Source organism: Saccharopolyspora phatthalungensis (assembly GCF_014203395.1).
Taxonomy (GTDB): Bacteria; Actinomycetota; Actinomycetes; order Mycobacteriales; family Pseudonocardiaceae; genus Saccharopolyspora; species Saccharopolyspora phatthalungensis.
The window spans coordinates 4,784,062-4,797,147 of sequence record NZ_JACHIW010000001.1 but is presented as its reverse complement, the minus strand read 5'-3'; the positions used below and the strand labels follow the sequence as shown (position 1 = coordinate 4,797,147).

At 70.5% G+C, this 13,086-nt stretch carries 10 protein-coding genes and 1 pseudogene; 5 read left to right on the top strand and 6 right to left on the bottom strand.

Translation table 11 applies throughout. From position 1 onward, the window contains the following. Window positions 1-5: 5 nt before the first annotated feature. Together BJ970_RS22090 and BJ970_RS22085 are read right to left on the bottom strand one after the other, a co-directional pair. Window positions 6-521 (bottom strand): cupin domain-containing protein, encoded by a 516-nt coding sequence (locus BJ970_RS22090; protein WP_184727995.1) that lies wholly within the window; start codon window positions 519-521, stop codon window positions 6-8. Between the two features lie 15 nt (window positions 522-536). After that, on the bottom strand, window positions 537-1,352 hold the full coding sequence (locus tag BJ970_RS22085) for an SDR family oxidoreductase (RefSeq protein ID WP_184727994.1): 816 nt from the start codon (window positions 1,350-1,352) through the stop codon (window positions 537-539). Between the two features lie 21 nt (window positions 1,353-1,373). Between BJ970_RS22085 and BJ970_RS22080 the strand changes: the two genes are divergently transcribed. The 4 genes from BJ970_RS22080 to BJ970_RS22065 all read left to right on the top strand — a co-directional run bounded on the left by BJ970_RS22080 (window position 1,374) and on the right by BJ970_RS22065 (window position 3,770). Next, window positions 1,374-2,219, top strand: coding sequence for an IclR family transcriptional regulator (locus tag BJ970_RS22080; protein ID WP_184727993.1), 846 nt, complete (start codon window positions 1,374-1,376; stop codon window positions 2,217-2,219). Between the two features lie 436 nt (window positions 2,220-2,655). Continuing rightward, on the top strand, window positions 2,656-2,811 hold the full coding sequence (locus BJ970_RS22075; protein WP_184727992.1) for a hypothetical protein: 156 nt from the start codon (window positions 2,656-2,658) through the stop codon (window positions 2,809-2,811). Between the two features lie 132 nt (window positions 2,812-2,943). Beyond that, a complete protein-coding gene (locus BJ970_RS22070; protein WP_184727991.1) occupies window positions 2,944-3,390 on the top strand; it encodes a cupin domain-containing protein in 447 nt (148 codons plus the stop codon). Further along, a complete protein-coding gene (locus BJ970_RS22065; protein ID WP_184727990.1) occupies window positions 3,387-3,770 on the top strand; it encodes a nuclear transport factor 2 family protein in 384 nt (127 codons plus the stop codon). Before BJ970_RS22070 ends, BJ970_RS22065 begins: the two co-directional genes overlap by 4 nt. Window positions 3,771-4,104: 334 nt before the next feature. Here BJ970_RS22065 and BJ970_RS22060 read toward each other — a convergent pair whose 3' ends face one another. Then, window positions 4,105-4,806, bottom strand: coding sequence for a 2-keto-4-pentenoate hydratase (locus BJ970_RS22060; protein WP_184729281.1), 702 nt, complete (start codon window positions 4,804-4,806; stop codon window positions 4,105-4,107). Window positions 4,807-4,862: 56 nt separating this feature from the next. Next, complete coding sequence (locus BJ970_RS22055) at window positions 4,863-5,660, bottom strand: 2-keto-4-pentenoate hydratase (RefSeq protein WP_184727989.1); 798 nt, start codon at window positions 5,658-5,660, stop codon at window positions 4,863-4,865. A gap of 418 nt (window positions 5,661-6,078) precedes the next feature. Here BJ970_RS22055 and BJ970_RS22050 point away from each other — a divergent pair, with 418 nt between their 5' ends. Beyond that, window positions 6,079-6,606, top strand: coding sequence for a nuclear transport factor 2 family protein (locus tag BJ970_RS22050; protein WP_184727988.1), 528 nt, complete (start codon window positions 6,079-6,081; stop codon window positions 6,604-6,606). Window positions 6,607-6,890: 284 nt separating this feature from the next. Here the strand turns inward: BJ970_RS22050 and BJ970_RS22045 are convergent, their stop codons facing one another. Together BJ970_RS22045 and BJ970_RS22040 are read right to left on the bottom strand one after the other, a co-directional pair. Then, entirely contained in the window at window positions 6,891-7,925 is a 1,035-nt protein-coding gene (locus tag BJ970_RS22045) for a ketoacyl-ACP synthase III family protein (protein ID WP_184727987.1), read from the bottom strand. Between the two features lie 36 nt (window positions 7,926-7,961). After that, window positions 7,962-13,058: pseudogene (locus BJ970_RS22040) on the bottom strand (type I polyketide synthase); the annotation flags it as partial. Window positions 13,059-13,086 lie beyond the last annotated feature (28 nt).

The following is a 13,086-nucleotide window of genomic DNA, read 5'->3' as shown; positions in this document are numbered from 1 at the left end:
TTCTGTCAGTGCTGGTCGCCGGCGCGGGCCTGGGCGAGGCTGACAAGCCCGGCGCTTTCGCGGCGGCCCAGGCCGAACAGGTCCAGCAGACGGGAGTTCTCAATGGTCAGGAATTCCACCGGCCGGTCCGCGGAGTCGTTGAAGTGGCGGTGCCAGGTCCACGGTGGCGTATAAACGAACGAACCGGTCCACCAGGCGACGACCTCGGGCTCGTTCTCATCCGCGCCGCGTTCGATCTCGCTGTGGCCTTCACCGGCGATGACGAAATGGACAGTCTCGTGGTGGTGGCGCTGCATGTCCGAACTCCCGCCCGGCGGAATCTCCTGCCGGAACAGCTCGAACGTCGTGGTCGGCAGCGCGCCGGCGATCCGCAGCGGCGCGGGGTTGGGCACCGCGCCCTGCGGGATCGGCCGCAGATCCTCGTCGTGCACGACCAGTGGCCGTTGGCGGCCCGGCCGCACCTCGTGGGAGATGTCCGCCAAGAAATCGGCGACGTCGAAGCCTCGGCCCGCACTCGTCATGGTCGATTCGTCCTTTCAGAGCAGGTACTCCGTGCGGCCGCCGTCGACGGTCAGCACAGTGCCGTTGACATAGCTCGCCTCGGGTGAGGCGAGAAAGTTCACCGCGGCCGCGATCTCCTCCGGATCGGCCGCGCGCCCCGCCGGGATGTCGACGGTGTCCTGGGCGAGTGCCGTACTGAGGTCGACGCCCGCGACGAGGGCGCGGTGCCGGACCACTTCGATCCGGCGCGGTGTGTCCGTGGCCCCGACAGCGACGCAGTTGACCGTCACCCCTCGGGACGCGCACTCGCGGGCGGCAAGTTTCGCGGCGGCCGTCGCCGCCGTCCGCAGGACAGTGGAGGCGGCCAGCCCCGGCTGCGGCTGGCGCACCGCGGTCGAGGTGACGAGCACGATCCGGCCGAATCCGCGCTCGGCCATGCTCGGCAGGGCGGACCGCATCAGGGCCAGCGGCCCCAGCACCAGTAGATCAAGGTCGTGATGCCACTGCTCGTGCGGGACATCGAGCACCCCGCCGGGCGCCGGGCCGCCCGCGTTGGCCACCACGACGTCGAGTGCGCCATGACTCTGGTGTACCTGCTCGACGGCCGCGGCAGCGTCGGCCGGATCGGCCAGGTCGCACACGACGTGTCCGGTGCCGGGGCCCAGTGCCGCTGCGGCGGCCGCGAGGGTGGATTCCGTGCGCCCGGCGAGAATTACGTCGTGCCCGCTGGCGCGCAACGAGGCTGCGATAGCGGTGCCGATACCACCCGCACCCCCACCGACGAGCGCGACACGAGGCTCTGGCCGTATCGGGCCTGAAGAAGTATTGTCCGCCGCTTTCACGTTACTCATGATGTCGCCTACATTCGGCCCATGGGTGACGCAGAGCCAAGCGACGGTCCCACTGCACGGGACCCGGAGTGGGGTGCGGTGGAAGCCGCGGAGGCCGCAGGGGGCGCACTGGAGCGTGCAACGTGTCTGCTGAACGCCTTTGACGCCACGCATCCCGAGCTCGGTCTGGCCGAACTCGTGCAGCGTTCGGGGCTACCGCGGTCGACGGTGCACCGCACCGCCGCCCGCATGATCCGGCTGGGCTGGCTCGACAAACCCGGTGACCGGTACCGGGTCGGCAATCTCCTGTTCAAGTTGTCGGGCCTGGTCCCGGTCCGCCACGAGCTGCGCGAGGTGGTCCTGCCGTACTTGCATGACCTGCACTCGGCGACACGCAGCACCGTCCAGCTTGGCGTGCTCGACGGCCACCAGGTGCTGGTCGTGGAGAAGATCACCGGGCATCGCCGGATACCGATGCTCTCCGCCGTCGGCGGGCTGATCCCCGGGTACTGTTCCGGGCTCGGCCGCGCGATCCTGGCATACTCGCCCGACGACGTCGTGGACAGTGTGATCGACGCGGGCCTGAGCCGGCGCACCGTACGCACGATCACCTCGCCCGCCGCGCTCAGGGAGGAGCTGGCGGCCGTGTTCGGCCGCGGCTGGGCCTATGACCACGAGGAAGGAAATCCCGGCGTGAGCTGTGTCGCCGCGCCGATCTTCGACGTCACCGGGGTCGTGACCGCGGCGCTGTCGGTCACCGGGCCGAGCGCCTCCGTGCTGCCCGATCGGGTCGGCCCCGCGGTGCGCATGGCCGCCGCCTCGGCGAGCCGCGCCTACGCCGCCCGGCGGTGGGCCGCACCAGCCTTCCCCGACCAGCAGTCCCGCTGACTAGGACTGGCACTTGGTGTCCCGGTCACGGCCGTCCTAGGGTGGATTCCCGCGTCGAGCCGAATTCACCGGCGGCGAGCGGGAGGACCACTCGTGGGGGTAGCGCTCGTGGCAGCAGGCATCGCCGGGTTGGCGACAGCGAAGTTGCTGCTGCGCCACCGGTTCACCGGGCTGTTGTGGAAGGTGTACCGCCGGGAGGCGGGCGTGCTGAACTTCAAGGCTCTGCTGACCCACCTCGGTGAGGCGCTGTTTCGCCACCGCATGGCGAAGTTCCCGCACGGTCGCGGGAACGGGCTGCGCCGCATGTTGCTCAACTCCAGCGGCTCAGTCTCGGTGCGCCAGTTCGGGCTGCGCGAGAAGGACTTTGCTCCCCGCGGCCGGATGGAGCACATCGTCCGAGGCGCGATTGGCTTGGTCGCCGAGGGCTTCTTCCCCCGTGACCGCGCGACTGTCCTTCATGGACGGCGCGACTGGCGAACACCATTGCCTCGGCACCAAGACCATCGCCTTATCCCTGCACCACGTCGACGAGGTCCGCAACGACCTCGGACTGCGGATCGGGTGGCCGACCCGGGCCACGCGCACTGGCTGATGCCCGTCCAGCCCTCGCCCCATCGCAAGGTCACCTCCCTGCTTGCGAGGCACTCGCCCGGCAGACATCCGCCGCGCCGGCGTCGCCGCACCCTGACCCGCGCCCAGCCGACACTGAACCCGAGGAGAAGCAATGAGCACAGCCAACCACCGCGTCATCCGCTCCGGTGACGGCACCGATGTAGGCGCGATCGGCCTCGGTATCTTCACCCGTCTCACCGGGGCAGACACCGGAGGCGCCTACTCGGTGTTCGAGTACATCGTTCCGCCGGGTCTCGGTGGTCCGCCCACGCACATCCACAGCCGTGAGGACGAACTGTTCACCTGTGTGCGGGGACGCGTCGCGGTCGAACTCGACGGTGAGAAACACGAACTCGGGGAAGGGGATTGCCTGCTGATGCCGCGCGGCGTGCCGCACGTGTTCTACAACCCGTTCGAGGAGGAGACCCGCATCGTCGCGGTCGTGTCACCGCCCGGGCTGGAGAACTACTACCGGGAACTCAGTGAGCTGCCTCCCGGCCGGGACATGACGCTGGTGAGCGAGGTCATGACCCGCTACGGCCTGACGCTGCAGAAATGAGCCTGACGATGACCCCCGAAGAACGCGTAGCCATGGTGCACGCGCAATGCGCTGCAGTCGACGCCGGCGACGCTGAGTCCTTCGGCGCGTGGTTCGCCGACGACGCGACGTACACCTTTGCCTCCAACAACACCGTGGTCGGGCGACATTCGATCGTCGCAGCGACTGCCGCGGCGGCGAACACCCTGCCCTGGGTTCGGCATGTCGTCGACCAGATCGTCGATACCGGGGACGGGCAGCTGTTCTGCCGCTTCACGATTGAGACCGAAGCACCGGACGGAACGCCTCTGGCGCTGCCGTGCGTGACGGTCATGTGGCTGAAAGGAACACAGGTCGTCGACTACCGCGTCCACATGGACATCACCCCCGCGCTGCCCTGAGGAAGGCCGCACAGCCCGGAGGAGACCCTTCGGGGTCTCCGTCTCGGCCGCAGGAAACCGATCGTTGTGCAGAGCGGTATTGAGTCCTGACCCACCGCGACCATCTGTGGTCCCCGTCGTACTTCGCCGCATCCCGCGGCGGAGCCCCCTGTCGATCATCCGGCATTACCACCCGGCCTGACGGCCCGCTACGCGGGCCGGAAAGCAAGAATCGGCTCCCCGCCCTAAAGGACGAGGCTTGCGCCGATTGAATCTTGGTCATCGCCTGGTGCTGTCTCGGCGTGACCCTGCGGCTTCGCCGGGATCGCCCGCGTCGCCCATCAGTCCCGATCCGTCACGCCGTCAGCGTCACCGAGCCGAGATTCGAGAAGTGCGCAGCCACGCGGGAGCCGGACTTCATCTCCACGGCATCCGTCATGCCGCCGGTCAGCACGACCCAGCCCGGCTCGATCGCGAGGCCGCGCGCGGCGAGGGCGTTGGCGGCCAGCGCGAGCGCCTCCGCCGGGTGCCCCTGCACTGCGGCGCCGGTAGCGGTGTCCACGATCTTGCCGTCGACCTCGACCAGCGCGGCCTCCAGCGACAGGTCCAACTCGGACGGTGGCTTGCTCACCGGGCCGAGGCTGAAGAACGCCGAGGAACCGTTGTCCGCCACCACGTCCGGCAACGTGAACTTGTAGTCGCAGTACCGACTGTCGATGATCTCGATCCCGGCGCACACGTGCGACACCGCGGCCAGCGCGGTCGCGGCCGTGGCACCCGGGCCCGCGAGGCGCTTTCCCATCACGAACACCAGCTCCGGCTCGGCGCGCGGGTGGATCAGCTCCGGCACAGGCACCCCGGCGGGCAGGATCATCGCGTCGGTGAGCCACGCGAGCAGCGGCGCGTCGATGCCCATGCGCTGCTGCTTGGCGCGCGAGGTGAGGCCGAGCTTGAGGCCGACGAGCGTCTCGCCGCGCTCCCGGCGCAGGCGCAGGGCCTCGTCCTGGATGGCGTAGCCGGTGGCGACGTCGAGGTCCGGCCAGTCCTCGGTGAGCATCGAGCGCTCTTCCTTCGCGGCGAGCAGCTCCTGCGCGGCGGCGCGAATGGCGTGGATCACTGTTCCTCCTCGGGGGCGAACATGGCGGTGACGCTGCCGAGCCCGGCCATGGTCGCGACGACGGTGTCACCGGGGCGCACGGGCTGCGCGGCGGTCATCGAACCGGGCAGCACGACATGCCCCGGTTCGAGCGTCACGCCGAGCGGCCCGACGGTGTTGGCCAGCCAGACGAGCGCGTTGAGCGGGGAGCCCAGCACGGCAGCGCCGGCACCGGTGTCCACCAGCGAGCCGTTGACGTGCAGCGTGCAGCCGGTCAGCCGCAGGTCGACCTCGCGCAGCGAGGTCGGGCGGCTGCCGAGCACTACGCCGCCCGAGGAGGCGTTGTCGGCGATGGTGTCGAACAGCGTGATGTTCCAGTCGCGGATGCGAGAGTCGACGATCTCCAGCGACGGCAACACGAAATCGACCGCGCGCACGGCGTCGGCCACGGTCAGGCCGGGCCCGCGCAGCGGCGCGCCGAGCACGAACGCGATCTCGGGCTCGATGCGCGGCTGCAGGAACCGCATGGTCGAGATGGCCTGGTGTTCCAGGTGGAACATCGAGGCGGTGAGGTGGCCGTAGTCGGGCTGATCCACACCCATCTGCCGCTGCATCGCGGCGGAGGCGAGGCCCACCTTGTGGCCGCGCACGGTATCCCCCGCGTCGACCCACCGGCGCACCAGCTCCTGCTGCACGCGGTAGGCATCCTCCGGCGACGCGTCCGGGAAGGTCTTCACGAGCGGGTCGATGGGCTCCCGCTTCTCATGGGCGCCGATCAGCCGGGTGACGGCGTCCTGCAGCTCAGTCGTTTCCATGGGCACTCCCTAGACTTTGCCGCCCTGGCTTGGCCGGGCCAACCCGGTCGTTCCACTGGCCGGTACACGCAACGGCCCGGTACACGCAACGGCCCGGTACACGCAAAGGCGGAGTGCTGATCCCCGCCGACGACACTGAGGCCGCAGTCGATCTGCTCCGCTGGCCGCAGCACTCGGTCGGAATTCGGTCGGAATGATGAGGTTCCCGGTGGCGTCGCCCGGTATCCGCCGCTGCATCGGCAGGCCGGAGAAGCTTTCGCGACCTCTTGGGGTGGGCACGGGACCGGCACGCGGAGGCTGAGCCAGTCTCACTGTCCGGGACTCGCGTGCCGCTGTGGTCACACTCACCCGGAATACTCGCCGTCCTAAGCACGGCGCCGGCGCCGTAAAGGCAGTGGCCGATGAGGAGGTGCGAACGATGGCTTCGTCCAAGATCGCAGCTAAGACCGTTCCGGGGATCGCCCCGGCCGACGACGCGGCCGTGGAGGTGGCGGCGGCGGCGTTCTGCGGGATCCAGCGCGGGGCCGCGACCGGCGTGTGGGATGACTTCGTGGACCTGCTGGCCGAGGACGTCCGCATCATGATCCCGGTGCCCGCGACGGAGGAGAACGCGCCGGAGGGCGTACTGCGCGGCAGGGACGTCGCGCGGAGGATGTTCTCCAATCGTCACGTCGAGAAGGTGCAAGGGGCTCGGCTGGAAGGGAAGCGGATCGCCGCCAACGGTCCGCTGGTGGTCATCGAGAGCCGCGTTGAGGGCAATCTCGGCGGTGAGGACGTAGCCAACCACTTCATCTTCGTCTTCGAGGTCCGCGACGGCGAGATCTCCTCGATGTACGAGTATGCGTCGTGGACGGCAAAGAGCGCGCACAGCGGCTGGTCCGATCCCACGTTCGCCCGGGACGCATTCGACGAGACGGTGTTGCCGTTCGACGCCGCCAGCCACTGACGAGCAGCCTTGACACCACAACCATCCCGCCCATAATTTCCACCATTCAGGCGCGATCATGCGACGCATCTCAGCCGAAATCGACGAAAACGAGTAGCTGAGAGGCCCAACGAGGTGCACCTCGCCGACGTCGGCGACCGCCTGCGTGGTTCCAGGTCGGCCATCGGCAGCAGACCGCGATCACCGGACAGCTCGGCCTACTCAGCCTCGTTCTCGACCTGCTGTGGATCGGCTTCCCCCAGAGCTGCGGGCTGGGCCGTAATCGCTTGGGCGCCACGGTGCGGTCATGTCGTCCAATTCGGGATGTCCAGTACCTGCACCACAGCCGCGGAGAGGACCACGCCCGGTGCTTGGCCAACCAGCAGCAGGTGGTCTCCCGGAGCCAGCTCGCCGGCCGCGAGGAGGTGTTCGAAGGCCAGGAACTGGTCCGCGGCACCGCAATGGCCGATGCGCCGGCCGAATTCCCACGTCGATTTCGCCATGTCCAGGCCCAGGGGGACCATCAGGCGCTGCTCGACGATGTCCCGGGAGTGCGTTTCGAAGGCGACCCTGGCCAGGTCCTTGATCTCGATACCGGCTTCCGACACCGCGGTCTCGACGAGTTCCAGCATGAGGCCCGGGATCTGCGTGAGCACTCCGGCGCCGTCCGGCGGGTTGGCCCGGTAGTGCTCGAAGCGCGCGGTGAAATCCTGGGGACGGCCCTCGGTCACGGTCGGTGGGAACATCGGCTCTCCGCTGCGATGCAGTTCCTCGCCCGCGGGCGCGCCGATCGAGGAGACGGAGAGAAGCCGCGCGAAGCCGGGGTTTTTCGTGACCACCACGGCCACGGCGGCGTCGCCGGCGATCATGCCTGGGGCGACCCGCCACCGGTCGATCAGCGGGGTGCCGTAGTTGTCCGCCGCCACCAGAAGAGCGCTTTCGCGGTCCGGCTCAGCCCGCAGGTAGCAGGCCGCGAGCTCGAGCGCGTCGAACATACCGTTGCACCCTTGGCGGACGGCCATCGCGGGCACCCGGCCGCCGACGAGGTGGCGCTGCAGGTACGCCTGGGGCGGCCAGCCTTCGGGCCCTTGGTGCCACGTGTTGGTGTAGAGCAGGAGGGCGAGCTCGGTCGGTTCGCGGTCGGCTCGCTTCAACGCCGTCTTGGCCGCCTCCAGCGCCATGTCCGGCGCGGGACGCTCACCCGCGACGGCCACCCCGAGGTACTCGTGCACCTCGGCCTCCAGGGCCGGGTACAGGCCGTCCGCGACGGCGCGTTCCACCGGGAACACCGGCGGGACGACCGAGCCGATTCCGTTCAGGTACATGTCCGCAATGCGCATAACGTCTCTCCCGTCGTGGATGTCGGGCCCGGGTCACCGATTCGCTTCCCCGGCGGCAACGCTCAGCAGGTCCGCCACGTGCCCCGCGATCGCGGACACCGTCGGGGTCTGCCACAGCAGGGTGGACGGGAGCCGGCACTCGAACCGCTTCTCTAGGCGCCGCCGCACCATGATGGTCAGGATCGAGTCCATTCCCTGCTCCGCCAGCGACCGCGTGGGCACGAGGTCCGCAGGGTCCAGCTTCATCTCCTTCGCGATCAGCGACCGGACTTCGCCGGCGAGCGTGGCCTGCAGCTGCTCCGGGTCGAGTGTGGACAGTTCGTCCGTCTCGACAGGCTCCTCCGCGACGGCGCCGAGCTCGCTCAGCACCGGCAGCGCACGCTCGAGCAGTTGCGGCTGGTCGTCCTGGAACACCGGATAGACGCCGGGCCCACGGCGGTCCGCCACGTCCCAGGCGGCGGCCACGGACGCAACAGTGATTCCGTGGCCAGCCACGACACCCAGACTCAGTGCGCGCTCCCCGGCCTCCGCGCGCTGCGCCACGATGGCGTCGAGCAGGGCGCAGGCCGCCCCGTCAAGCTCCGCCCCGTCAAGCTCCGTTCCTGGCAGGCTCAGCATCTGATCACCCGCTGAGAAGACCGTGAAGAAGTCCAGGGTTCCCGGCGGGAAGAGCTCGTGCATCACCTGGGTGCCGCGGGCGCGTGACCCGAATTCCTGGGCCCCCGGCTCGGTGAGGCTGACGACGCCGCGGACGGGCGGGAACCCGGACCGGTCCGGGTCGGCGAGCAGCGCGGCCTGGGTTGAGTCGGCGATGTCCAAGGCGAGCACGCGCACCGTGATGCCGCGGGCTTCCAGTGCCAGCACCCCATTGACCTGACCCGCCCACTTGTCGTCCACAACGGACTCCCACTGGGATCGCGAGGGGAACTCCTCCGGCGTGACGAACAGGATCCGTTTCGCTCCCAGGCCCACGAGCCGATCCGCCGCTGCCAGGCCGAGCGGACCGGGACCCCCGCTGATCAGATAGGTGCCCTCGGGACGGCACGGTGCCGGCGGGTGGCTCGGCTGAGTCGCCACCCTGCTCAACCGGGCCACGAGCGGTTGTCCCTGCCGAACCGCGATCACGGCCTCGCCGGACGCGGCACCGAGCATGCGGAGCACGGTCTTCGCGGTCCCTGCCGCGTCCGTGACGGCGGCGTCGTCCAGATCGACGACCGCACCCCACGACTCCGGCCAGGTTCCCGCGAGCGTGCGGCCGGCTCCTATGACGGCCGCGGTGTCCGTGCACAGCTGCGGCTCGGTGTCCGCGCCCGTCCGCACCGCGCCCGTGGTGAGGCACCACAGCCGACCGGAGCCCGCCTCGGCCAGGCGCTGGGCGACCGTGGCGAGCGGCCGGCGCCGCGCCTCGGCGCCGTCCGGTGCGTCCGCCGGCAGCATCAGACAGACGTCGGCGTCGGCTAGGTCGTCCACCTGCTCGGGATCGGCGAGCAGCCGGCAGTCGCGTCCCGCCGCGCGGGCCTGCACGGTCAGCTGCTCGGCCAGCGCGTCGTGCGGGCCGACGAGGACAAGGGCCCGGTCCGCGCTCACGTCCGCGACGGGTTCGTACGGATGCCAGGCGACCTCGTGCACCAGTGTGCGGGGATCGGCGGAGACAGCGTCCTCGGCGCCGATGACCGCGTACCGCAGGCCGCTGACGTGGGCCGTCACGACGTCGTCGGTCGTCACCACGGTGACGTCCACGGTGTCCGGGGAGTCCGCGCGCACCGCGATGTCGATTGTCGCGGACTCGGGCGGCTCGCCGCTCACCGTGACCTCGTCCGCCTCGACGACCATGCGCAGCACCGGATCCCCGGGATACGCGACGGGCGCGAGCGTCATCACCGCGTCGAGCACGGGTGCCCAGGTCATCGACCGTCCAAATGCGACGGTGCCGCGCAGCACGCCGTCGCCGCGCCAGAGTTCCTCGACTGTCCAGTCGAACCCGGTGGAGGGAACTCCGACCGCGCTGAGCCGATCGTGGACAAGGGTGGCCGCTGCCCGCTCCACCGGAGCCGGCAATGAGAGCCGAGCGGGGAGCTCGCCCGGTTCGGCGGCGACGGTCGCGTCGGTGTGCGTGTCCCACCCCGGCCCGGAGTCCACGTCCGCGGCGCGGGAGGCCAGCCGTAGCGTGTCGCCGTCCAGCACGACCTGGATTTCTCTGCGGTCGGCGGTCATCAGGGGGCTGCGCATCGCGATCTTCCGCAGCGTCGGCGGTGGGCAGGCCGGCGCGGCGGCCGCGAAGAAGGACGTGATGAACACCGCGGCGGGCACGATCTCGACGCCGTTGATGCTGTGGCTGCCCGGATAGGGACGGTTGCTGTCGTCGAGGCTGCTCTGCCACACCCGGACCGCGCTACCCGCAACCGGGATCTCCGCGCCGAGCAGGGTCTGGCTGTGCGGGTCGTGCGACTGGGCGCCGCCACCGCCACCAAGCTGCGGCCGCCACCAGAGCGACCGGTGCCGCCACGGGTTCGCCGGGGCCGCGACCAGCTCGCCCGCCGGGAACAGCCGGGACCAGTCGACGTCGAGGCCGTGGCAGTGCAGCGACCCGAGCGCGGCGAGCAGGCTCCGCTGCTCGGACCGGTTGCGACGCAGAGTGCCGCCGACGAACGCGGCCTCGATCCCTTGCTGAGACAGGGTTTCGCTGATCGAGTGCGTTACCACCGGGTGCGGGGAGATCTCCAGGAAAGCGCGGTGACCGTCCTCGGCAGCCGCGGTGACAGCGCCAGCGAGACGCACCGGGTTACGCAGGTTGGCCGCCCAGTACGTCCCGTCGAAGACCGGGACGGTGCGCGGATCGGGCAGCGCGGTGGTGTAGACCGGTATCTCCGGCTGCGCCGGACGCAGTTCGGACACGGCCCCGGCGAGTTCCTCCGCGAGCAGGTCCATCCGGGGGCTGTGGAACGCCACGTCGGAGGCGACCCGGCGGACGACCAGTCCCTCCGCCTGCCACTCCCCCGCGACGGCCTCGACCGCGCCGGGATCGCCCGAGACCACTGTGGACATCGGCGAGGAGTGGATGCCCGCCACGACCCCGGGGCGATCGGCCAGCCGCTGCTCCACCTCGGCGAGGGGCAGGCCGACCATGGCCATCGCGCCCTTGCCCGCCTCCTGGCTCAGCAGCTTCGAACGCCGGCAGCTCAGCCTGGCGCCGGATACGAGGTCGAGCGCGCCCGCGCAGACGGCAGCGGCGATCTCGCCCACGGAGTGCCCGATCACCGCGGCCGGGGCGAGCCCGCGGTCGCGCCAGACCGCGGCCAGGCCGACCTGCATGGCGAAGATCATCGACTGGATCCGGCTCACCTCGTCAAGGGCGCCGTCCTCCAGCACCTGCCGCGGCGTGAAGCCGATCTCGTCCGCGAACACCGGCGCAAGTTCGTCGAGCACCGCGGCGAAGGCGGGTTCGGTGGCCAGCAGCTCGCGGCCCATGCCCGTCCACTGCGAGCCGTGTCCGGAGAACACCCACACCAGGCCGGCGCCTCCGTCGGGCAGCGGGCTGCCGGTCACCACGTCGTCGGCCGGTTCGTCCTGGGCGAGCGCGTGCAGCCGCTCGATCAGGCCGGCCCTGCTCGCAGCGGCGACGGCCGCGCGATGCCCGAGGTGGGACCGGCGGGTCGCCAGCGTGTGCCCGAGCGAGTCGAGCGAGACCTCCTTCCCCTGCTTCGACAGCCAGTCCGCGAGGTCGCTGGCCCGGCGGCCGAGCGCCTCCTCGGACGCGGCGGACAGCGCGAACAACCGGTCGCGCGGAACGTCGGCTTCCCGTGTCGGCGGCGCTTCCGGTGCCTCCTCGAGCACGATGTGCGCGACGGTGCCGCCGTAGCCGAACCCGGACACGCCCGCCCGTCGCGGCTCCCCCGTCCCGGGCCACCGGACGCGCTCCGTCGTGAGCCGTAAACCGTTGTCCTGCCAGGGAATGCCCGGGTTCGGTCCGGATGCCATCGGAGTGGCGGGGATCTCCGCGCGGCTGAGCGCGAGCACGGCTTTGATCACGCCCGCCACACCCGCGGCGCCTTCCAGGTGACCGATGTTGGCCTTCACGGAGCCGATGAAGCAGCCGTCGTCCGCGCGGTCCGCGCCGTACACCGCGCTGATCGCGGCCGCCTCCAGCGGATCGCCCAGCAGGGTCCCGGTTCCGTGGGCCTCGACGAACCCGACCGTGCGCGGGTCGACCCCGGCGTGCCGACAGGCCCGCACCATGACGTGCTCCTGCGCGACGGGGTTGGGCGCCATGATCCCGTTGGTGTAGCCGTCCTGGCTCACCGCGCTGCCGCGGACGAGGGCCAGCACCCGGTCGCCGTCGCGCTGGGCGTCGGCCAGTCGCTTGAGCACCACCACACCGCAGCCCTCGCCACGCCCGTACCCGTCGGCGGTGGCGTCGAACGCCTTCGACCGGCCGTCGGCGGCGAGCGCGCCCGCGAGGTCCAGGGTCACCGTCTCCCCCGGGGAGACCAGCAGGTTCACCCCCGCCACGAGCGCGAGACCGCTCTCCGCCGAACGCAGGCTCTGACAGGCCAGGTGCAGCGCCACCAGCGACGCCGAGCAGGCGGTGTCGACGGCGAGGCTCGGACCCCGCAGGTCCAGCACGTGCGACAGCCGGTTGGCCACGGCGCACCTGGCCGCGCCGATGCCGCTCCAGGCGTCCATGTTCGCGACATCCTCGAGCAGGTGCCGCCGGTAGTCGTCGGTGCAGGACCCGACGAACACCCCGGTCTCGCTGCCGGCGAGCGAATACGGCGGGATACCCGCGTGCTCCAGCGCTTCCCAGGCCACCTCGAGCAGGATCCGCTGCTGCGGGTCCATGAGCTCCGCCTCGCGCGGCGTGATCCCGAAGAAGTCCGCGTCAAACCCGTCGATCCCGGTCAGGAAACTGCCTCGTCCCACGGTGTTCCGCAGCACCGAGGCGTGCTGGTGGCTCAGCTCCACATAGGACTGCCACCGATCGCCGGGGACTTCGGAGCTGGTGTCGGTCCCGGCCAGCAGCAGGTCCCAGAACGCGTCCGGGCTGTCTGCCTCCCCCGGGAATCGGCAGCCGATCCCGATCACGGCGACCGGCTCGAGAGCGGCCGGAACATTCTCTGGCACGTCGATGCTCACTACGGCAGTCCCTTCGGGCGGAATTGTC

Coding starts and splice junctions, on each gene's coding strand:
- BJ970_RS22050 (WP_184727988.1), top strand. CDS start 6,079: ATGGCTTCGTCCAAGATCGCAGCTAAGACCGTTCCGGGGATCGCCCCG.
- BJ970_RS22045 (WP_184727987.1), bottom strand. CDS start 7,925: ATGCGCATTGCGGACATGTACCTGAACGGAATCGGCTCGGTCGTCCCG.
- BJ970_RS22090 (WP_184727995.1), bottom strand. CDS start 521: ATGACGAGTGCGGGCCGAGGCTTCGACGTCGCCGATTTCTTGGCGGAC.
- BJ970_RS22055 (WP_184727989.1), bottom strand. CDS start 5,660: ATGGAAACGACTGAGCTGCAGGACGCCGTCACCCGGCTGATCGGCGCC.
- BJ970_RS22065 (WP_184727990.1), top strand. CDS start 3,387: ATGAGCCTGACGATGACCCCCGAAGAACGCGTAGCCATGGTGCACGCG.
- BJ970_RS22060 (WP_184729281.1), bottom strand. CDS start 4,806: ATGCTCACCGAGGACTGGCCGGACCTCGACGTCGCCACCGGCTACGCC.
- BJ970_RS22080 (WP_184727993.1), top strand. CDS start 1,374: ATGGGTGACGCAGAGCCAAGCGACGGTCCCACTGCACGGGACCCGGAG.
- BJ970_RS22085 (WP_184727994.1), bottom strand. CDS start 1,352: ATGAGTAACGTGAAAGCGGCGGACAATACTTCTTCAGGCCCGATACGG.
- BJ970_RS22070 (WP_184727991.1), top strand. CDS start 2,944: ATGAGCACAGCCAACCACCGCGTCATCCGCTCCGGTGACGGCACCGAT.